The 18,481-nt window shown below is 75.2% G+C and carries 21 protein-coding genes; 12 read left to right on the plus strand and 9 right to left on the minus strand.

What is annotated here, in order from left to right:
* Nucleotides 1-29: 29 nt before the first annotated feature.
* Nucleotides 30-902, minus strand: coding sequence for a threonine/serine dehydratase (locus ACR807_RS14375; protein WP_438921796.1), 873 nt, complete (start codon nucleotides 900-902; stop codon nucleotides 30-32).
* Nucleotides 903-917: 15 nt separating this feature from the next.
* Nucleotides 918-1,424 carry a DUF6584 family protein gene (locus ACR807_RS14380; RefSeq protein WP_438921797.1) on the minus strand — a complete coding sequence of 169 codons (507 nt, stop codon included), beginning with the start codon at nucleotides 1,422-1,424 and terminating at the stop codon, nucleotides 918-920.
* Between the two features lie 41 nt (nucleotides 1,425-1,465).
* Here ACR807_RS14380 and ACR807_RS14385 point away from each other — a divergent pair, with 41 nt between their 5' ends.
* The 3 genes from ACR807_RS14385 to ACR807_RS14395 all read left to right on the plus strand — a co-directional run bounded on the left by ACR807_RS14385 (nucleotide 1,466) and on the right by ACR807_RS14395 (nucleotide 3,304).
* Nucleotides 1,466-2,641, plus strand: a complete 1,176-nt coding sequence (locus ACR807_RS14385) for a hypothetical protein (protein ID WP_438921798.1) — start codon at nucleotides 1,466-1,468, stop codon at nucleotides 2,639-2,641.
* A 66-nt stretch (nucleotides 2,642-2,707) separates the two neighbouring features.
* Nucleotides 2,708-3,085: a hypothetical protein gene (locus tag ACR807_RS14390; RefSeq protein WP_438921799.1), complete on the plus strand. Its 378-nt coding sequence runs from the start codon at nucleotides 2,708-2,710 to the stop codon at nucleotides 3,083-3,085.
* Between the two features lie 45 nt (nucleotides 3,086-3,130).
* Nucleotides 3,131-3,304: a hypothetical protein gene (locus ACR807_RS14395; protein WP_438921800.1), complete on the plus strand. Its 174-nt coding sequence runs from the start codon at nucleotides 3,131-3,133 to the stop codon at nucleotides 3,302-3,304.
* A 7-nt stretch (nucleotides 3,305-3,311) separates the two neighbouring features.
* Here ACR807_RS14395 and ACR807_RS14400 read toward each other — a convergent pair whose 3' ends face one another.
* Both ACR807_RS14400 and ACR807_RS14405 read right to left on the minus strand, forming a co-directional pair.
* Nucleotides 3,312-3,569: a hypothetical protein gene (locus tag ACR807_RS14400; protein ID WP_438921801.1), complete on the minus strand. Its 258-nt coding sequence runs from the start codon at nucleotides 3,567-3,569 to the stop codon at nucleotides 3,312-3,314.
* Nucleotides 3,524-3,973: an SMI1/KNR4 family protein gene (locus ACR807_RS14405; RefSeq protein WP_438921802.1), complete on the minus strand. Its 450-nt coding sequence runs from the start codon at nucleotides 3,971-3,973 to the stop codon at nucleotides 3,524-3,526. Before ACR807_RS14405 ends, ACR807_RS14400 begins: the two co-directional genes overlap by 46 nt.
* A gap of 201 nt (nucleotides 3,974-4,174) precedes the next feature.
* On the opposite strand from ACR807_RS14405, the gene ACR807_RS14410 reads away from it, so the two are divergent.
* The gene (locus tag ACR807_RS14410) at nucleotides 4,175-5,185 is read left to right on the plus strand and encodes a methionine synthase (RefSeq protein ID WP_438921803.1); all 1,011 of its coding nucleotides are present in this window, start codon (nucleotides 4,175-4,177) and stop codon (nucleotides 5,183-5,185) included.
* 19 nt (nucleotides 5,186-5,204) lie between these two features.
* Here ACR807_RS14410 and ACR807_RS14415 read toward each other — a convergent pair whose 3' ends face one another.
* Together ACR807_RS14415 and ACR807_RS14420 are read right to left on the minus strand one after the other, a co-directional pair.
* Nucleotides 5,205-5,708: a GNAT family N-acetyltransferase gene (locus ACR807_RS14415; protein ID WP_438921804.1), complete on the minus strand. Its 504-nt coding sequence runs from the start codon at nucleotides 5,706-5,708 to the stop codon at nucleotides 5,205-5,207.
* Nucleotides 5,709-5,718: 10 nt separating this feature from the next.
* Nucleotides 5,719-6,624, minus strand: a complete 906-nt coding sequence (locus ACR807_RS14420) for a LysR family transcriptional regulator (protein WP_438921805.1) — start codon at nucleotides 6,622-6,624, stop codon at nucleotides 5,719-5,721.
* 72 nt (nucleotides 6,625-6,696) lie between these two features.
* On the opposite strand from ACR807_RS14420, the gene ACR807_RS14425 reads away from it, so the two are divergent.
* The 3 genes from ACR807_RS14425 to ACR807_RS14435 are packed head-to-tail and all read left to right on the plus strand — an operon-like array spanning nucleotide 6,697 to nucleotide 9,978.
* Nucleotides 6,697-7,326, plus strand: coding sequence for a succinate dehydrogenase cytochrome b subunit (locus ACR807_RS14425; RefSeq protein ID WP_438921806.1), 630 nt, complete (start codon nucleotides 6,697-6,699; stop codon nucleotides 7,324-7,326).
* 1 nt (nucleotide 7,327) lies between these two features.
* A complete protein-coding gene (locus ACR807_RS14430) occupies nucleotides 7,328-9,235 on the plus strand; it encodes a fumarate reductase/succinate dehydrogenase flavoprotein subunit (protein WP_438921807.1) in 1,908 nt (635 codons plus the stop codon).
* Nucleotides 9,232-9,978, plus strand: coding sequence for a succinate dehydrogenase/fumarate reductase iron-sulfur subunit (locus tag ACR807_RS14435; RefSeq protein ID WP_438921808.1), 747 nt, complete (start codon nucleotides 9,232-9,234; stop codon nucleotides 9,976-9,978). The genes ACR807_RS14430 and ACR807_RS14435 overlap by 4 nt, the downstream gene beginning before the upstream one ends.
* Here ACR807_RS14435 and ACR807_RS14440 read toward each other — a convergent pair.
* A complete protein-coding gene (locus ACR807_RS14440; protein WP_438921809.1) occupies nucleotides 9,954-10,736 on the minus strand; it encodes a putative sulfate exporter family transporter in 783 nt (260 codons plus the stop codon). The genes ACR807_RS14435 and ACR807_RS14440 overlap by 25 nt on opposite strands.
* A 70-nt stretch (nucleotides 10,737-10,806) precedes the next feature.
* On the opposite strand from ACR807_RS14440, the gene ACR807_RS14445 reads away from it, so the two are divergent.
* The 3 genes from ACR807_RS14445 to ligA are packed head-to-tail and all read left to right on the plus strand — an operon-like array spanning nucleotide 10,807 to nucleotide 14,606.
* Entirely contained in the window at nucleotides 10,807-11,697 is an 891-nt protein-coding gene (locus ACR807_RS14445) for a LysR substrate-binding domain-containing protein (protein WP_438921810.1), read from the plus strand.
* Nucleotides 11,694-12,383 carry a hypothetical protein gene (locus ACR807_RS14450; protein ID WP_438921811.1) on the plus strand — a complete coding sequence of 230 codons (690 nt, stop codon included), beginning with the start codon at nucleotides 11,694-11,696 and terminating at the stop codon, nucleotides 12,381-12,383. The genes ACR807_RS14445 and ACR807_RS14450 overlap by 4 nt, the downstream gene beginning before the upstream one ends.
* A 9-nt stretch (nucleotides 12,384-12,392) precedes the next feature.
* A complete protein-coding gene (gene ligA, locus ACR807_RS14455; RefSeq protein WP_438921812.1) occupies nucleotides 12,393-14,606 on the plus strand; it encodes an NAD-dependent DNA ligase LigA in 2,214 nt (737 codons plus the stop codon).
* 12 nt (nucleotides 14,607-14,618) lie between these two features.
* Here ligA and ACR807_RS14460 read toward each other — a convergent pair whose 3' ends face one another.
* Nucleotides 14,619-16,562, minus strand: coding sequence for a GTP-binding protein (locus ACR807_RS14460; RefSeq protein ID WP_438921813.1), 1,944 nt, complete (start codon nucleotides 16,560-16,562; stop codon nucleotides 14,619-14,621).
* Between the two features lie 270 nt (nucleotides 16,563-16,832).
* Here ACR807_RS14460 and ACR807_RS14465 point away from each other — a divergent pair, with 270 nt between their 5' ends.
* The gene (locus tag ACR807_RS14465) at nucleotides 16,833-17,339 is read left to right on the plus strand and encodes a GNAT family N-acetyltransferase (protein WP_438921814.1); all 507 of its coding nucleotides are present in this window, start codon (nucleotides 16,833-16,835) and stop codon (nucleotides 17,337-17,339) included.
* Here ACR807_RS14465 and ACR807_RS14470 read toward each other — a convergent pair.
* Nucleotides 17,320-17,730 (minus strand): SWIM zinc finger family protein, encoded by a 411-nt coding sequence (locus ACR807_RS14470; protein ID WP_438921815.1) that lies wholly within the window; start codon nucleotides 17,728-17,730, stop codon nucleotides 17,320-17,322. The genes ACR807_RS14465 and ACR807_RS14470 overlap by 20 nt on opposite strands.
* Before the next feature lie 26 nt (nucleotides 17,731-17,756).
* Between ACR807_RS14470 and ACR807_RS14475 the strand changes: the two genes are divergently transcribed.
* Nucleotides 17,757-18,467: a 3-keto-5-aminohexanoate cleavage protein gene (locus ACR807_RS14475; RefSeq protein WP_438921816.1), complete on the plus strand. Its 711-nt coding sequence runs from the start codon at nucleotides 17,757-17,759 to the stop codon at nucleotides 18,465-18,467.
* Nucleotides 18,468-18,481 lie beyond the last annotated feature (14 nt).

Below are 18,481 nucleotides of genomic sequence, written 5' to 3' on the forward strand. Positions count from 1 at the left end.
GGGCGGCGGGGGCCGGGGCGTCCTCGCGGTCAGGGCGTCCAGTCGGTGTTCGCGCCGCACAGCACGACGCACGGCAGCTCGCCCGGCACCCGCCCGGCCAGCCACGCCGCGAACGGCACCGCCGCCGCCGGTTCCACGGCCAGCCGGAACTCCTCCCACAGCCGGTCGCGGGCGGCCAGCAGCTCGGCCTCGGACACCAGCACCGAGCGCACGTCGTGCGAGCGCAGCACCGCGAACGGGACCTCGCCCACCCGGGTCGCGCCGAGCGCGGACGCCGCCACCGACGCCACCTCCGAGTCCACCGGCTCGCCCGCGGCCAGCGCGCGGTGCAGCGCGCAGCAGCGCTCCGGTTCGACGGCCACCGTCGGCAGGCCCGAGCCCAGCGCCGTGCCCGCCGCCAGACCGCCGCCGCCGACGGCCACCGCGATGGTGTCCACGTCCGGCGCGTCCCGCACCACCTCGGCCGCCACGGTGCCCTGACCGGCGATGACGGTGGGCGAGTCGTACGCCTCCACGTAGTGGCCGGGCGTCTCGCGCGCCGCCAGCACCGCCTCCGCGTAGGTGTCGCCGTGGCGGATGAGCTTCGCGCCCGCCGCCTCGATCCGCCGCACCTTGCCCTCCGGCGCGCTGACCGGCACGAACACCGTGGCGGGCAGGCCGAGCAGCTGGGCGGCCTTCGCCACGCCGAGGCCGTGGTTGCCGCCCGACGCCGTCACCACCCGGTCCGGCGAGCCCGCGGTGAGCAGGCTGTTCAGCGCGCCGCGCAGCTTGAACGAGCCGGTGAGCTGGAGGTGTTCGAGCTTGAGCACGAGCGGCCGGCCGTCGACCTCGACGCGCCACAGCGGCGTGCGGCGGGCGTGCGGTCGGATGCGGTCGGCGGCGGCGGAGACGTCGGGGTTCATGTCACCAGGATGCGCTCACCCGGTGAACCACCTGTAGACCCAGATGACCAGCGTCACGGCCCCGACGACGAAGCACAGCAGCACCACGACCAGCCCGAGCAGCACGAGCGCGTTCGTCGTCCACGACGAGTCCCGGTCCTCGGTCACCACCAGCTCCGCGCGCAGCTGCGCGTCGGCCGCGACCCGGAGCGCCACCAGCCGGTCGCGCGCGGTCGGCGTGGCCGCACCCGCCTCGCCGCTCACCCAGTTCATCGCGGTCAGCCGGGCCAGCGGCGTGCGGTAGGCGCGCTCGAACGCCGCCACCTCGGCCTCGTCGCGCTCCTCGGCCAGGTAGCTCCACCGCCCGGCCTGCGCGGCGTCGCCCAGCAGCCGGTACACCTCGGCGAGGCGGAGGCGCAGGTCGAGCCGGTCCGGGTAGCTCGTCACGAGCCCGACCAGCCGCTGCCGCGCCCGGAGCACGCTCGCCAGGTCGCCGCGCCCGACCTCTTCGGCCACCCTGCGCAGCGTCAGCTCGACTGGCATGACGCACATCGTCCCAGTGGGCGCAACCGTAGGATCGCCCGGTGATCACGCTGTCGGTGGTGACCTCGGGTCTCGCCTGGTGGCTCGGCCTCTACCTGCTGGTCCGCGACCCCCGCAAACCCGTGCTGCGGCGCGCCTCGGCCGGGCTGCTCGCCTACGCCGCGGTGATCGCGCTGCCGCTGCCGCCGGTGGCGCTGGCCGTGCCCGCCGTGGCCTGGACGGGTGCGGTGGTGTGCCGGCTGCCCGCCCGCCACGACCGGTGGTGGCGCTGGAGCGCCGTGCCGCTGCTGGTGGCCGCCTGGTTCGCGCCCGCCGTGGTGCTCGTGCCGCTCGCCGCGGCGCTGGTGCTGTGCCTGCGCACCCGGCGCGCGCTGCTCGGCGCGGCGACCGCGCTGTTCGGCCTGAGCTGCGGCGCGCTGCTGCTCGACGTGCTGCCGAGGGCGCTGGTGGTCGCCTCGGCGGGCGTGGACCTGCTGCTGTTCGGGGTGCTCGTGGCGGTGGCGGACGCGTTCGACGAGGGCGAGGCGATCCGGGGCGACATGCTGCGCTCGCTGCTCGCCTCGGCCGGTCTCGCGGCCGTCTTCGGCGGGCAGGTGGCGCTGTTCCTCGACGACCGGCTGGTGCCCCTGCTGTACGGCACGGTCGCCGCCGCGATCGCCGTGCAGGTGCTGGCGAACCCGCTGGCGCTGCTCGCCGACCGGGTCGCCGTGCCCCGGGTGGCCGACGAGCGGGCCGAGCTGCGCGAGGCCGTCGAGTCGCTGCCGAAGCGCCCGCCGCTGGAGGTGCCGGCCGATTTCGCGAAGCTGGTCCGCCGCGCGCTGAGCCACTACGGCGACCTCGGCAAGCTCGTCGCCAGCCCGCTGGTGGACCTGCCGGTGATCGACGCCCGGCTGGCCGCGCGCGGCGCGGCGGACAACCCGCTGGAACGCGCGGCCGAGTTGAAGTCGCTGCTGCTGGAGGGCATTTCCCGGTTGAAACCGCGGGACGGCGAATTCGGCACCAGTGACGAGTGGCGGCACTACAACGCGCTCTACTTCTACTACGTCGCCGGTATTCGCCCCTACAGCAGGCGCACCAAGCGCGAGGACCTCGACCCGGTGGGCCGCCGGGCGCTCGCGTGGTTCGTGGACCAGGTCCCGGAGCGGACCCTGCACAACTGGCAGAACGCGGCGGCGAAACTGGTGGCCGAAGACCTGTCGTCGCAGGTCGTGCCGTGAGAACCGGCAGGCGTTGGCAGTGTTCGGCATACCGCCGGCAGTGCTCCGGGCGGCAGTGTCGTGGCCATGACGACTACCGCTGTCCGCACTGACGGCCTGCTCCGCTTCGCGCTCAAGCTCGACGGCGTCGCCTCGGGCTCGCTGGGCCTGTCGGCCCTTTTCCTCGACGTCGACCACGGGCTGCCGCGCGGCCTCGTGATCGGTCTCGGCGTTTTCCTCGTGGTGTACGGGATCGGCGTTTTCCTGCTCGGCGTGCGACCCGTCCGGCCGCTGGTCGCGGTCGTCGTGGTCGGCAACCTGGTGTGGGTGGTGGGCAGCCTGCTGGTGGCGTTCGCCGGGTGGTTCCCGGTCACCGGGCTCGGGGTGTTCCTGGTGCTGGCCCAGGCGGCGGCCGTGGCCGCGTTCATCGCCCTGCAGGTGCTGGGGCTGCGCCGCTCGGCCTGAGCGCGGGCGTGTCCGGGGCGGGGCCCGGCCACCCGGGGTCTCCCGGTGGAGATCCTGCGGGCCGCCGGCCTGTTCGCGGTGACGAACGTCGACGACACCGTGCTGCCGGCGCTGTTCTTCGCGGGCCGGCCCGCGGTGGCGCGCGCCCCGGGCCGGTGGGGCCACGTCGTGCTGCCGGTGGTGCTGATCGGCATCGGCGTGCTGGTCCTGCTGGGCTGACCGCCGCTCAGCGCGTCCAGTCGCCCGGGAACAGCGCCAGCACGCGGTCCACCGCCTCCGCCGTGGCGCCCCGCACCCGGGCGACCCGGTCGCGGTGGACGCGCAGCACCACCTCGTCGCCCGCGTACCAGCGGGTGTCGGGCGGCGAGGGCACGGGGATGCGGGTGAAGGCCAGGTCGAGCAGCGGCAGCTCGCCCTCGTCCACCTCGCGGCAGCCGGTCATGTCGTCGCGCGGGAACAGCGACTCGGACAGCACGAGCTCCACGCAGGCCCACGAGAACCGGTCCAGCCACGGCTCCCAGGCGCCGGCGGGGTCGGTGCGCACGAGCACCGGCGGGTCGTCGGGGTCGTGCACCGCCACCCCCAGTGCGCGCGGGCCCGGTGGTCGGCCCGGTACACCAGCACGTCGCCGGACAGCAGCAGCTCGTCCGGCGCGAGCAGCTCGTCCTGGTTGCTCGTCAGGTCCGCCCGCCGCCCGAACAGCGCGTACGCCTCCCGCACCGCCGCGGGCAGCCGCACACCGAGCCGTTCCTCGGCCTCCTCGACGGCGTGGCCGTCACCGTCCTCCAGCGGCGCCGCGAAGTGCTCCGCGTACCACCTGATGAACCGCCACGCGTCGTCCCGGTCGTCGAGCCCGAGGGAGAGCTCCGCGGCGACGTCGATGCCCATGCGGGCGCACCCTACCGACGGCGGGTGGGGAGTGGTGTGAGGACGTGGGGCGCGGCACGTCCCCACACCACGGTCGTGGTGGTGCCGCCGCGACCGTCGGCACCGACAAGGTGACCGTATGTGGTCTGTACCACCACGTCAATGGGTCTAGACCTCTTCCGGCACGGGCGCCCGCCGACCGGTCGGTGGGAGACTGTGCCGGTGGACGCCCTCCCCTGGACCGCCGGTACCGCCACCGGCCTCGGCTCGCTGCCCGGAACCGACCCGCTGGAAGCCTCGCGGATCGTTCTCGGCGAGCTGCCCGACCTTCCCCACCTGCCCGAACTCCCCGCGCGCGGCGTCGGCGCGGACATGATCGGCCGCACCGCCGGGCTGCTGGTCGACCTGCCCGTCGAGGTGGTCCCGTCCGGCTACCGGACCGCCGCGCACCCCGGCCGGGACCACCGGCGGGCGGTGGACCTGATGCGCCGCGACCTCGACGCGTTCGAGGAGGCCGCCGAACCGGCGCCGCCGCGCCTGGTCAAGGTGCAGGCCGCCGGGCCGTGGACGCTCGCGGCGAGCGTCGAGCTGCCGCGCGGGCACCGCGTGCTCACCGACCGCGGCGCGCTGCGCGAGTTCGCCGCCTCGCTCACCGAGGGGCTGAACCGGCACGTCGCCGAGGTCGCGAAGCGCACCGGCGCGGCGGTCCTCGTGCAGCTGGACGAACCGGCGCTGCCCGCCGTGCTGCGCGGCCTGCTGCCGACGCCGTCCAAGCTCGGCACGGTCGCCGCCGTCCCCGAGCCCGAGGCGCGCGACCTGCTCCAGCGCGTGGTCGAGGGGATCGAGGCGGACGTGGTCGTGCACTGCTGCGCCGCGAACCCGCCCATCGCCCTACTGCGCGGTGCGGGCACGAAGGCGGTCTCGTTCGACGTCACGGTGCTCGACGAGTCGCTGTGGGACGAGGTCGGCGAGGCGTGGGAGGAGGGGACGCAGCTGTTCCTGGGCGTCACGCCGAGCACCGACCCGGGCTCGCCGCGGAAGCTGAGGGAGGTCGCGCGGCCCGTGCTCGACCTGGTCGACCGGCTCGGCTTCCCGCGCGAAATCCTCGGCACGCACGCCGTGCCGACGCCGACGTGCGGCCTCGCCGGGGCGGGTGCGGCGTGGGTGCGCCGGTCGCTGGCGCTGACCCGCGACCTGGGCAAGGCGTTCGTGGAGCCGCCCGAGGAGTGGTGACCGGCCGGGTCGGGCGCGCTCAGAGGCGGTCGAAGGGCTCCGCGTAGCGGAACGGGCCGCGCAGCGACGGCGTCCAGGCGGTCAGGGCGCGGACCTGGAAGTGCGGGGCCCACTCCGGCACGGGCGGGGTGATGCCCAGGTCGGCGGCGGGGCGGAAGCCGAAGCGGGAGTAGTAGGCCGGGTCGCCGAGCAGCACCACGACCGGTTCGCCCAGGCCCTCGGCGACGCCCAGGGCGGTGTGCACGAGGGCCGTGCCGACGCCCGCGCGCTGGTGGTCCGGCCGCACGCCCAGCGGTCCCAGGCCCAGCGCGGGCGCGTCGCCGACGGTGGCGCGCGTGCACACCACGTGGCCCACCACCTCGCCGTCCACCTCGGCCACCAGGGACAGGGCGGGTATCCAGCCCGCGTCCTCGCGCAGCGCGCCGACCAGCCACGCCTCGCCGCCGGGTCGGGCGGCGAATGCCGCTTCGGTCACGGCCCGGACGGCGTCGGTGTCGGCGGCGGTCTCGCGTCGGATCAGCACGCCGCGCAGCCTACGACCCGATCAGGTGCACGCCCGAGGGCATTTCCGCCCCGCGCAGGAACCCGAGCAGGACGTCGCGGAACGCCCGGCCGGCCGACGTCGGCGCCACGTCCGTGCGGTGCGCCAGCGCCACCGTGCGGGTGGTGCCGGGCGCGAGCGGCGTGGCGTGCAGGGACCGCGTGGCCAGCACCGTGGACGGCACGATCGCCACCCCCAGCCCCACCTCCACGAACCGCAGCACGGCGTCCATCTCCCCGCCCTCCACGGCGAACGACGGCTCGAACCCGGCCCGCCGGCACGCGGCGAGCGTCGTCTCCCGCAGGTCGTAGCCCGCGCGGAACATCACCAGCGGGTGCTCGCGCAGGTCGGTCAGCCGCATCCGGGTCACGCCCAGCGGTTCGGCGGACGCCACCACCAGCTCCTCCCGCAGCACGGGCACCACGGTCAGCGCCCGGTCGGCGTCCGCGGGCGAGACGATGACCAGCGCCAGGTCCAGGTCGCCGACCTCCAGCGCCGCCACCAGGTCGCGCGACCCGCCCTCGGTGACCACGACCCGGATGCCCGGGTAGGCGTCGTGGAAGCGCTTGATGACGTCGGCGAGCAGGCTCCCGCACAGGCTCGGCGTCGCCCCGACCCGCACCCGGCCGCGCCGCAGCCCCACCAGCTCCGCCACCTCCAGCCCGGCGGTGTCCACATCGGACAGGATGCGGCTCGCGACGGGCAGCAGCGCCTCGCCCGCCGGGGTGAGCGCGATGTTGCCCCGCGCGCGGCTGAACAGCTCCGCCCCCAGCTCCCGCTCCAGGGCGCGGATCTGCTTGGACAGTGAGGGCTGCGCCACACGCACCTCCTCGGCGGCGCGGGTGAAGTGCCGCGTCCTGGCCACTGCCAGGAAGTACGCGAGCTGCGTCAACGTCATAGCGCCAGGCTATCGTCAGGCACTCCACGATGTATTGGACGACTCGTCGCACGTGTTCCTACCGTCCTGGGCGTGGACACGATCCGGCTCTACCGCACCACCGTCGGCAAGAAGGCCGTCATGGCGGTCACCGGCGCCGTGCTGCTGCTGTACGTCGTCGCGCACATGGTCGGCAACCTGACGATCTTCGCCGGCCCGGCGGCGATCGACGGCTACGGCCGGTGGCTGCGCGAGGTCGGCGCGGTGTGGCCGACGCGGGTGGCGCTGCTCGTCGCCGTGGCGCTGCACTTCACCGCCGCCCACCAGCTCACCGCCCGCGCCCGGCGGGCACGCGGTCGCTACGAGCACCGGCGGCGCGTGCAAGGCGGCTACGCGGCGCGCACCATGCGCTGGGGCGGGGTGGTGATCGCGTTGTTCGTGGTCTACCACCTGCTCGACCTCACCGCCGGGTGGCTCAACCCGCACGGCGTGCCCGGCGAGATCCACGCCAACGTCGTCGCGGACTTCCGGCACTGGTACGTGGTGCTGGCCTACACCGCCGCCGTGCTCGCCCTGGGGTTCCACGTCCGCCACGGCGTGTGGAGCGCCGCGCAGACGCTGGGCGTCACCACGTCGCGCGCGATCGGCCTCGGCGCGGCCGCGGTGATCTGCGCCGGCTTCCTGTCCGTCCCGTTCGCCGTCATCACCGGGTTGGTGGGCTGACATGCACTTCACCGAGGGTTCCCCGATCGCCGACCACCGCGTCCCCGACGGGCCGATCGAGTCCCGCTGGGACCGCCGCCGCTTCTCCGCGCGGCTGGTCAACCCGGCGAACCGCCGCAACCGGCACGTCATCGTCGTCGGCACCGGCCTGGCCGGCGGGTCCGCCGCCGCGACCCTGGCCGAACTCGGCTACCGGGTCACGTCGTTCTGCTACCAGGACAGCCCGCGCCGGGCGCACAGCATCGCCGCGCAGGGCGGCATCAACGCGGCCAAGAACTACCGCAACGACGGCGACAGCGTGCACCGGCTGTTCCACGACACCGTCAAGGGCGGCGACTTCCGCTCCCGCGAGTCGAACGTGCACCGGCTCGCCCAGATCAGCACCGCGATCATCGACCAGTGCGTGGCGCAGGGCGTGCCGTTCGCCCGCGAGTACGGCGGCCTGCTCGACACCCGCTCGTTCGGCGGGGCGCAGGTCTCGCGCACCTTCTACGCCCGCGGCCAGACCGGGCAGCAGCTGCTGCTGGGCGCCTACCAGGCGCTGGAGCGGCAGGTCGCGGCCGGGCGGGTGGAGGTGCACGCGCGCACCGAGATGCTCGACCTCGTCGTGGTGGACGGCCGGGCGCGCGGCGTCGTGGTCAGGTCCCTGGTCACCGGCGAGGTCTCGACGCACTTCGCGGACGCCGTCGTGCTCGCCACCGGCGGCTACGGCAACGTGTTCCACCTGTCCACCAACGCCAAGGGCTGCAACGCCACGGCGATCTGGCGGGCGCACCGGCGCGGCGCGCTGTTCGCGAACCCGTGCTTCACCCAGATCCACCCCACGTGCATCCCGGTCAGCGGCGAGCACCAGTCGAAGCTGACCCTGATGAGCGAGTCGCTGCGCAACGACGGCCGCGTGTGGGTGCCGCGCGACCCGCACGACCGGCGCGCGCCGAACGACGTCCCGGAGGACGAGCGCGACTACTTCCTGGAGCGGATGTACCCGAGCTTCGGCAACCTCGTGCCGCGCGACATCGCCTCCCGGGCGGCCAAGAACATCTCCGACGAGAAGCGCGGCGTGCACCTCGACTTCGCCGACGCGATCGGCCGGCTCGGGCGGCGGGCCGTCGAGCAGCGCTACGGCAACCTGTTCGAGATGTACGAGCGCATCACCGGCGACGACCCGTACCGGGTGCCGATGCGCATCTACCCGGCCGTGCACTACACGATGGGCGGCCTGTGGGTGGACTACGACCTGCGCTCCAACGTCCCCGGCCTGTACGTGATCGGCGAGGCGAACTTCTCCGACCACGGCGCCAACCGGCTGGGCGCGAGCGCCCTGATGCAGGGCCTGGCCGATGGCTACTTCGTGCTGCCCGGCGTCATCGGCGACTACCTGGCCGACGCGCCGTTCGAGCCCGTCGAGGGCCGCCGGGAGGTCGCGGACACCGAGTCCGAGGTGCGCGGCAGGCTCAAGACCCTGCTGGCCGCGGACGGCCGGCGCACCGCCGAGTCGTTCCACCGCGAGCTGGGCCGGCTGATGTGGGACGAGTGCGGCATGGAACGCGACGGGGCCGGGCTGCGCAAGGCCCTGGAGCGCATCCCGGAGCTGCGCGAGGAGTTCTGGCGCGACGTGAAGGTGCCCGGCGGCCCGGACTTCAACCAGGAGCTGGAGAAGGCGGGCCGGGTGGCCGACTTCTTCGAGCTGGCCGAGCTGATGTGCGTCGACGCCCTGCACCGCGCCGAGTCGTGCGGCGGCCACTTCCGCACCGAGTCGCAGACCCCGGACGGCGAGGCGCTGCGCGACGACGCGAACTTCGCCCACGTCGCCGCCTGGGAGTGGACGGGCGTCGGCGCGCCACCCGTGCTGCACAAGGAGGAACTGGTGTTCGAGCACGTCACCCCGTCGACCAGGAGCTACGCGTGAGGCTGACCCTGAGGATCTGGCGGCAGCGGGACGACACCGGCCGCCTGGTGGACTACGAGCTGGACGGGCTGTCGCCGGACATGTCGTTCCTCGAAGCGCTCGACGTGCTCAACGAGCGGCTGATCACGGGCGGCGGCGAGCCGGTGGCGTTCGACCACGACTGCCGCGAGGGCATCTGCGGCGCGTGCGGCCTGGTGATCGACGGCGTGGCGCACGGGCCGCAGCGGGCGACGACGGCGTGCCAGCTGCACCTGCGGCACTTCCGCGACGGCGACGTGGTGACCGTGGAGCCGTGGCGCGCCGGGCCGTTCCCGGTGGTGCGGGACCTGGTGGTGGACCGGTCGGCGCTCGACCGGGTCGTCGCGGCCGGCGGGTACGTCGGCGTGTCGACCGGGTCCGCGCCGGACGCGCACGCCACGCCCGTGCCGAAACCGGACGCGGACACCGCGTTCGAGGCGGCGGCGTGCATCGGGTGCGGCGCGTGCGTGGCGGCCTGCCCGAACGGCTCGGCGATGCTGTTCACGGCGGCCAAGGCGACGCACCTGGGCGTGCTGCCGCAGGGGCAGCCGGAGCGGTGGTCGCGGGCGCGGGACATGGTGGCCGAGCACGACGCGGCCGGGTTCGGCGGCTGCACGAACACCGGCGAGTGCACGGCGGTGTGCCCCAAGGGCATCCCGCTGACCACGATCGCCCGGCTCAACGCCGACCTGCTGCGCGCTCACACCACCCGCAGCGACAGGTAGCCCGTCCCGCACACCAGCAGCGTCGACAGCAGGCCCAGCAGCAGCGGGCGCGGGCCGAGGCGCAGCAGGGCGCGCGGCCGGACGGCCGTGCCGAGGCCGAACAGGGCGGCGGCGAGCAGGACCGCCGTGGCGGTGCGGACGACGTCCAGCACGGGCGCGGGCACGAGCGGGCCCGCCAGGGCGGCGGCGGCGAACCCGAGCAGGAACCCGGGCACGCCGCGCCGCCCGCCCAGGTACGCCACGACCGGAGCGAGCAGCGCCACCCGGGCGAGCTTGACCGCCATGGCCGTCGCCAGCCCGCCCGCGGGGGCGGCGGCGGCCACCTGCGCCACCTCGTGCACGCTCAGCCCGGTCCACTCCGCCGACGCGCCGAGCAGCGGCAGCGCGACCATCGCGAGGCTGCCGTAGAGGGTGACCAGGGCGACGCCCGCGGCCACGTGCTCGTCCTCCCGTTCCACCACGCCCTCCACGGCGGCGATGGCCGACGCGCCGCAGATCGAGAAGCCGCTCGCCACCAGCACGGTCAGCCCGCGCGGCAGGCGCAAGCGCTTGCCCAGCCACAGCGTGCCGAAGAACGTGACGCCGACCGTCACCACGACCGCGACCAGCACGCCCGGTCCGAGGGACACCAGCACCGGCACGGACAGCTGGAACCCGAGCAGGACGACGCCCGTCCGCAGCAGCCGGCGGGTCCACGTCGTCAGGTCGGGCACCCGGCCGCCCACCAGCACACCCAGCACCACCGCGGCGATCAGCACCCGTCCACCGTGCGCCCGCGCGGGCCTCGCCGGTAGGCGGCAACGCGCTCTGGGGTCATACCCTGGGGCTATGACCCCGGACCTGGACTCGCTGCGCCTGCTGGTGCTGGTGGGCGAGCTGGGCAGCCTGGGCCGGGCCGCCGAACGGCTCGGCGTCGCGCAGCCGTCGGCGAGCAAGCGCCTGGCCACGCTGGAGCGCGCCCTGGGGCTGGTGCTGGTGGACCGGGGCCGGCGCGGCTCCGCACTCACCCCGGCGGGCGTGGTGGTCGGCGAACGGGCGCGGCGCGTGCTCGACGAGGTCGCCGGGCTGCTGGCGGGCGCGGAGGCGCTGCGGTCGGCGCGCGAGGCGGAGCTGCGGGTCGCGGCCAGCATGACCGTGGCCGAGCACCTCGCGCCGGGCTGGATCGCCGAGCTGCGGCGCGCCCGGCCCGGCCTGCGGGTGGGGCTGCGGGTGACGAACTCGGAGACCGTCGTCGGGCTGGTCCGCGACGGCGCGGTCGACGTCGGGTTCGTCGAGGCGCCCGGCGCGCTGGCCGGGCTGTCCACCCGGAAGGTCGCGGTGGACCGGCTGGCCCTGGTCGTCGCGCCCGGCCACCCGTGGGCGCGGCGGCGGCGCGGGCCGACCGCCGCCGAGCTGGCCGCGACGCCGCTGGTGGTGCGGGAACGCGGGTCGGGCACCCGGGACACCCTCGACCGCGCGCTGCCCGGCGCGTGCCCGCCCGCGCTGGAGCTGGGGTCGACGACGGCGGTGCGCGGCGCGGTGGTCGCCGGGGTCGCGCCGGCCGTGCTCAGCGCGCTCGCGGTGGGCGTCGACCTGGCCGACGGGCGGCTGGTGGAGGTGCCGGTCGGGCTGGACCTGCGGCGCGTGCTGCGGGCCGTGTGGCCGGGCGGGCGGCGGCTCGTGGGACCTGCCGCGGAACTCCTCGCGGTGGCGGTCCGGCGTAGTTCAATGGGGCCATGAGCTGGTTCCGCCGCCGACGCCCCGACGTGCCCGGACCCCAGGCCGGGGGAGCCCGCGCGCACCTGCCCAACCCGGACGAGGCGGCGGTCGCGTTCTGGACGGCCTGGTTCGAGCTGCTGCCGGCGGTCAGCGCGGCGCTCGGCGACGGCGAGCCGCACCGCGTCGAGGACGAGATCGGCGCCCTGGTCGCCGCCGTCCACCCCGACCTGCGCTTCTCCCTCGAACGCGGGCACCGCGCCATCTACGCGCTGGTCCTCACCGGGCAGGAGGACCCGAGGCTGCGGGCGTGGACCGACGCCTGGATGGCCGCCGCGCCCGCCGGGGACATGATCTGGGAGTACCACGACTCGGTGCCGCCCGTGCCGGACCCGACCAGGGTGACGGTCAACCTGGGCGCGCGGCGGATCGCGCTCGCCGACGTGCGGGTCGTCGCCCAGGTCGCGGACGGGCTCGTGGACGTCGCCGTGTACCACCCGGAGTTCGCCGCGCTGGACGACGCGGCCCGGCGGACCATGACGTTCCTCCCCCTGGACGTCACCCTGGGTGAGCGACTGGCGGGCGAACGACTCGGTCGGGTGGAGACCGCGTCAGCCGAACCGGAGGGCACGATCGGTCTGCTGGAACTGCGCGAACTGGTTCGGGGGATGGCCGGGGACAGCGGCGAAAATGTCGGGCCCCTTGACTAGGATCATGCTGTGACCAGCAGCGACCCGGTGAACGAGACCCAACCGCCCGCCGAGGGCGTGGAGGACGTGCCCGCCGCCGCGCGGGAGGCCCACGCCGCCCTGGCGGAGGTGGTGCGCGGGCACCAGTTCAACTACTACGTGAAGGACTCGCCGACGGTCGGTGACGGTGAGTTCGACGCGCTGCTGCGCGAGCTGGAGGCCATGGAGCGGGCGCACCCCGGCCTGGCCACCCCCGACTCGCCCACCCAGCGGGTCGGCGGCACGTTCTCGACCGAGTTCCGGGCGGTGGACCACCTGGAGCGGATGCTCAGCCTGGACAACGCGTTCTCGCCCGACGAGCTGCGCGCGTGGTTCGAACGGGTCGAGAAGGAGGTCGGCACGGGCGTCCACTACCTGTGCGAGCTGAAGATCGACGGCCTGGCGGTCAACCTGCTCTACGAGAAGGGCCGGCTGGTCCGCGCCCTCACCCGCGGCGACGGGCGCACCGGCGAGGACGTGACGCTCAACGTGCGCACGCTGGACGACGTGCCCGAGGTGCTGACCGGCACCGACGAGCACCCGGTGCCCGAGCTGGTGGAGGTGCGCGGCGAGGTGTTCTTCGCCGTGGAGGACTTCCTGGAGCTCAACGCCCGGCTCGTGGAGGCGGGCAAGCCGCCGTTCGCCAACCCCCGCAACACGGCGGCGGGCTCGTTGCGGCAGAAGGACCCGAAGGTCACCGCGTCCCGCCGGCTGCGGCTGATCTGCCACGGCCTCGGCAAGCGGGAGGGCTTCGAGCTGACCCGCCAGTCCGCCGCCTACGAGGCGCTGCGCGCGTGGGGCCTGCCGGTGTCACCGCACACGAAGGTGCTGACCGCGTTCGAGGACGTCGCCGGGCACGTCGAGCACTGGGGCGCGCACCGGCACGACGCCGAGCACGAGATCGACGGCGTGGTCGTCAAGGTCGACGAGGTGTCGCTGCAGCGCCGCCTGGGCAGCACGTCCCGCGCGCCGCGCTGGGCCATCGCGTTCAAGTACCCGCCGGAGGAGGCCACCACCACGCTGCTCGACATCAAGGTGCAGGTGGGGCGCACCGGCCGGGTCACGCCGTACGCGGTGATGGAGCCGGTGAAGGTCGCCGGGTCCACCGTCGCCCGCGCCACCCTGCACAACGCGAGCGAGGTCCGCCGCAAGGGCGTGCTGATCGGCGACCGCATCGTCATCCGCAAGGCCGGCGACGTGATCCCCGAGGTGCTGGGCCCGGTGGTCGACGCCCGCCCCGCCGACGCCCGCGAGTTCGTGATGCCGGTGTCCTGCCCGGAGTGCGGCCACCTGCTGCGCCCCATGAAGGAGGGCGACGTCGACATCCGCTGCCCCAACGCGGCGGGCTGCCCGGGGCAGCTGCGGGAGCGCCTGGCCTACCTGGCGTCCCGGTCGGCGCTCGACATCGAGGTGCTGGGCTACGAGGCCGCGGCGGCCCTGGTCGACTCGCCGGTCTACGGCGACGAGGGCGACCTGTTCTCGCTGGACGCGGACCGGCTGCTGGAGGTCGGCCTCTTCCGGACCGTCCACGGCGGGCTGACCACCAACGCGCACAAGCTGCTGGACAACCTGGAGGCGGTCAAGGAGCGTCCCCTGTGGAGGGTGCTGGTGGCGCTGTCGATCCGCCACGTGGGCCCGACGGCGGCGCGGGCGCTGGCCCGCGAGTTCGGCTCGCTCGACCGCATCACGTCGGCGTCGGAGGAGGAGCTGGCGGCGGCCGAGGGCGTCGGCCCGACCATCGCCGCCGCCGTCCGCGAGTGGGTCGACACCCCGTGGCGGCAGGAGGTCGTGGCGAAGTGGCGCGCGGCGGGCGTGCGGCTGGCCGAGGAGCGCGACGCGTCGGTCCCGCGCACCCTGGAGGGCCTGTCGATCGTGGTCACCGGCTCGCTGGACGGGTTCTCGCGGGACGAGGCCAAGGAGGCGGTCCTGTCGCGCGGCGGCAAGGCGGCGGGGTCGGTGTCGAAGAAGACGGCGTTCGTGGTGGTCGGCGAGTCGCCGGGGTCGAAGGCCGAGAAGGCCGCGCAGCTGAAGGTGCCCGTGCTGGACGAGGCGGGCTTCCGGGTCCTGCTGGAGCAGGGCCCGGAAGCCGCGGCGGCCGTGGCCGTTGTCGAGGAGCCCCCCGCAGAGGAGCCCTCCGCAGAGGAGAGCCCTGCCGGGGAACCGGCCGGCGAAAGCCCCGCCGAGGGGGATCAGGCCGGTTCGTAGGCGGAGGCGTGGTCAGTCGGTCCGCCGCGTCACGCGCAGCAGGTACTCCTCGCGGTTGAGCGGGTCGTGGTCGGTGCGCGCCCGCGCCGGCGGCTCCCCGACCACGGGGGAGTGGTGCGAGAACCAGGTCTCCAGCACGCCCTCGCCGCGGGTGAGCGACGGCAGCCGCCGCTGGAGGGCGTGCACGGACGCGACGGGCACGTCGCCCTCCAGCACGGTCGTCCGCCCGCCCGGCCGGGTGTCCAGCGGCACGGCGCGCAGCCTCGCCAGCGCGGGCAGCAGCACGCCCAGCACGTCGGTCGGGACCTCCAGCGCGAACCGGTGCACCGGCTCGTGCACCGCGGTGCCGGCCCGCCGCAGCGCCTCGATCAGCACCAGCGGGGTCAGCAGCCGGAAGTCGCCCGCCGTGCTGGACATGGACTTGTCGAACGTGGCGTGCGCGTGCGACTGCCGGGGCCAGTAGCCGGCGCGCGTCACGGTCACCGCGCAGTCGTCCACCCGCCAGCCGCGCAGCCCTTCGGCGAGGGTCTCGCGCACGGTCTCCTCGACGGCCCTGAAGAACGCGAACGGCATCGACCCCAGCTCCACGCCCAGCGCGAACGCGACGCCGTCACCGGGTTCGACGCGCAACCCGACCGTGGCCAGGAACGGGTTGTCGCCCTGCTGCCCGACCTCCACCGCCTCGCCGACCCCGACCGGCCGCTCCAGGCAGACGGTGGTGGTCTCGCGGAACGCCACGTCCAGGCCGTGCGAGGCGGCGAGGGTGGCCTGCACGACCTCCTTCTGCACCTCGCCGTACAGCGACAGCCGGATCTCCCGCCGCACGTCGTCCTGCCGCAGGTCGATCAGCGGGTCCTGCTCGGCGAGCCGCGCCAGCGCCGCGTGCAGGGCGGGCCGGTCGGCCGCGCGGGCCGGCACCACGACGGTCTCCAGCGTCGGCGGCGCGAACCGGTGCACGACCACCGGTGGCCGCGCGCCGACGGCGTCGCCGACGCGGACCCCGCCCAGCCCCCACACCCGGGCCACCTGCCCGGCGGACACCGCGTCGGCGCGCACCGCGTCGCCGTGCGCGAACGCGGCGATACCGGTGACCTTCCGCCCGACGCCCGCCACCGGCACCCGGTCGCGCACCCGCAGGACGCCGCCGAACAGCCGCAGGTGGGCGACCCGCTCGCCGGCGTGCCCGCGCTCGACCTTGAACACCAGCGCCGACAGCGGCGCGGACGGGTCGCCGGACGCCGCCGGCAGCAGCTCGACCAGCCCCCGCACGAGGTCGGGCACGCCCGCGCCGGTGATCGCGGACCCGAAGAACACCGGGTGCGCGGCGCACCGCCGGGTCTGCTCGGCCAGCGCCGGCCGCAGGTCCGGCAGGTCGCCGCGGACGTAGGCGGCGAGCAGCGCGTCGTCGCCGTCGGCCAGCACCTCGGCGGCGTCGTCGGCGAGCCCCGGCACGACCGACGCCGACCGCGTGCCCGCGCCGAGCACCCGCCCGGTGCCGACCACGGCGGGCGCGAGCACCGCCGCCAGGTCGCGCAGCACCGCCTCCGGCCGCGCGCCGCCCCGGTCGACCTTGTTCACGAACACGAGCGTCGGGATGCGCAGCCGCCGCAGCGCCCGCGCCAGCACGCGGGTCTGCGCCTGCACGCCCTCGACGGCCGACACGACCAGCACCGCGCCGTCGAGCACGCCGAGCACCCGCTCCACCTCGGCGATGAAGTCCGGGTGGCCGGGGGTGTCGACCAGGTTGACCGTCGTGCCCGCGACCTCGAACGACACCACCGCGGACTTGATGGTGATGCCGCGCTGCCGCTCCAGGTCGAGCGTGTCGGTCCGCGTGCTGCCGCCATCGACGCTGCCGAGCACGTCGATGACGCCGACGGTGTGCAGCAGCCGTTCGGTCAGGCTCGTCTTACCGGCGTCGACGTGGGCCAGGATGCCCAGGTTGAGCGTTCGCACCAGGTGTCACGTCCTCTTGGCAGGTGTTCAGGACCTTCCGGAAGGGCGTGACAGCTCGCACGACGCGTCTCCTCGCTCGGGGGATCGGGACCCCGACCACGCAACCAGGCCGACCCGGGGTGCGGCAACCGGTTAACGCGCTCCGCAGTCTTGCGGGCGGCAACGGGTGACATCGCCGCCGGACCTTGATCGCACCACCACCCGCGCAGTTGTCTGGGGGTGGGAATCGGGAATCGGGAATCGGGAGTCGCCGAGGTGGAGGGGTGCCAGATGGCCGACGTCGTGGTGAGGCCCGCGAGGGAAGACGAGTGGGCGGCGGCCGGTGCGGTCACGGTGGCCGCCTACCGGGCCGACCGCCACATCGACAGCCACACCGGCGGGTACGCCGACGTGCTGGTCGACGCGCGGTCGCGGGCCGCGCAGGCGGAGCTGCTGGTGGCGGTGGACGTGGAGGACACGGTGCTGGGCACGGTGACCGTGGTGCGGCCGGGCACGCCGTACGCCGAGGTCAGCCGGCCGGGCGAGGTCGAGTTCCGGATGCTCGCGGTGAGCCCGGGGGCGCGCGGGCGCGGCGTCGGCGAGGCCCTGGTGCTGGCGGTCGTCGCGCGGGCCCGGGAGCTGGGCGCGCGGCGGCTGGTGATGAGCAGCTCCGAGCACATGCTCACCGCGCACCGCCTCTACCGGCGGCTGGGGTTCCGGCGGCTGCCCGAGCGCGACTGGCTGCCGGTGCCCGGCGTGGACGTCGTGGCCTGCGCGTTCAGCCTCGAACTCGCATGACGGCGTCGCGCAGCGCCCGGTCGGCGCTCGCCCGCTCGTAGAGCAGCTCGACCAGCTCGGCGTGGTCCAGCTCGCCCAGCCGGGCGCGCAGCTCCGCGTCCTCCGCGTCGGGCGGCGGCACGGTGAGGCCCCGGTCGAGCAGCACCAGGCCGACCGCGACGCAGTGCTTGCAGAAGAACCCCTGCGCCCCGTACGGGCACGAGCAGTCGCCCGCCAGGTGGGTGCCCTCCCAGGCCAGCGACACCCGGTAGGTGTCGGCGCCGACGACGGTCGCGTCCACGTGCCGCGAGCGCACGACCAGCTCCACCACGGCGTCCCGGTAGGTCAACCCGCGCCAGTAGGACTTGGCGCCCGCGTGGTGTCGGAGCAGGGCCGGGGTGAGCGTCTGCATGGCGGTATCCAACACCGTGCGGTTGAGTGGGCTCCGTGCTCCAGGCATGTCTGAACGGCGCCCGCGTGCCGGGCGACCACCCGAACCTGCCGATCACCCCGCAGCAGCTGGCCGCGGACGCCGCGGCGTGCGCCGAGCTGGGGGTGTCGGCGTTCCACCTCCACCCCCGTGACGTGGTGGGGCTGGAGGTCCTGGCCGGACCGGAGGTCGCCACGGCGGTGGCGGTGGTGCGCGCCGCCGTGCCGGGCGCGGAGATCGGCGTGACGACGGGCGCGTGGGTCGTGCCGGACCCGGTGCGGCGGGCCGAGCTGCTGCGCGGCTGGGCGGGCCTCGCGGCGGGCCGGCCGGACGTGGCGTCGGTCAACGTCCACGAGGAGGGCTGGCGGGGGTGCGCCGCGGCCCTGCGCGAGGCGGGCGTCGGGATCGAGCTGGGCGTGTTCCACGAGGCCGCGGCGCGCACCCTGCTCGACGCGGGCCTCCCGCCGGGCACGGTCCGCGTGCTGGCCGAGGTGCGGCCGGAGGGGACGACCGGGGACGCCGAACGCCTGCTCGACCTGCTCGCGCCGCTCGGCGCGCCCGTGCTGCTGCACGGCGAGGACGACAGCGCGTGGCCGGTGCTGGACCTGGCGCTCGCCCGCGGCCTGGACACCCGCGTCGGCCTGGAGGACACCCTGCTGGGCCGCGACGGCGAGACGGGCCTGACGAACGCGCAGCTGGTGGCCCTGGCGCGCGGCTGAAACTGCCTGGACCG

This window comes from Saccharothrix sabaoui (assembly GCF_051756985.1).
GTDB lineage: Bacteria > Actinomycetota > Actinomycetes > Mycobacteriales > Pseudonocardiaceae > Actinosynnema.

Excerpts from the sequence above, each read along its gene's own strand:
- ACR807_RS14405 (WP_438921802.1), bottom strand. The coding sequence starts at position 3,973 with ATGGGCATCGACGTCGCCGCGGAGCTCTCCCTCGGGCTCGACGACCGG.
- ACR807_RS14450 (WP_438921811.1), top strand. The coding sequence starts at position 11,694 with ATGAGCTGGTTCCGCCGCCGACGCCCCGACGTGCCCGGACCCCAGGCC.
- ACR807_RS14380 (WP_438921797.1), bottom strand. The coding sequence starts at position 1,424 with ATGCCAGTCGAGCTGACGCTGCGCAGGGTGGCCGAAGAGGTCGGGCGC.
- ACR807_RS14470 (WP_438921815.1), bottom strand. The coding sequence starts at position 17,730 with ATGCAGACGCTCACCCCGGCCCTGCTCCGACACCACGCGGGCGCCAAG.
- ACR807_RS14445 (WP_438921810.1), top strand. The coding sequence starts at position 10,807 with ATGACCCCGGACCTGGACTCGCTGCGCCTGCTGGTGCTGGTGGGCGAG.
- ACR807_RS14430 (WP_438921807.1), top strand. The coding sequence starts at position 7,328 with ATGCACTTCACCGAGGGTTCCCCGATCGCCGACCACCGCGTCCCCGAC.
- ACR807_RS14420 (WP_438921805.1), bottom strand. The coding sequence starts at position 6,624 with ATGACGTTGACGCAGCTCGCGTACTTCCTGGCAGTGGCCAGGACGCGG.
- ACR807_RS14375 (WP_438921796.1), bottom strand. The coding sequence starts at position 902 with ATGAACCCCGACGTCTCCGCCGCCGCCGACCGCATCCGACCGCACGCC.
- ACR807_RS14390 (WP_438921799.1), top strand. The coding sequence starts at position 2,708 with ATGACGACTACCGCTGTCCGCACTGACGGCCTGCTCCGCTTCGCGCTC.
- ACR807_RS14465 (WP_438921814.1), top strand. The coding sequence starts at position 16,833 with ATGGCCGACGTCGTGGTGAGGCCCGCGAGGGAAGACGAGTGGGCGGCG.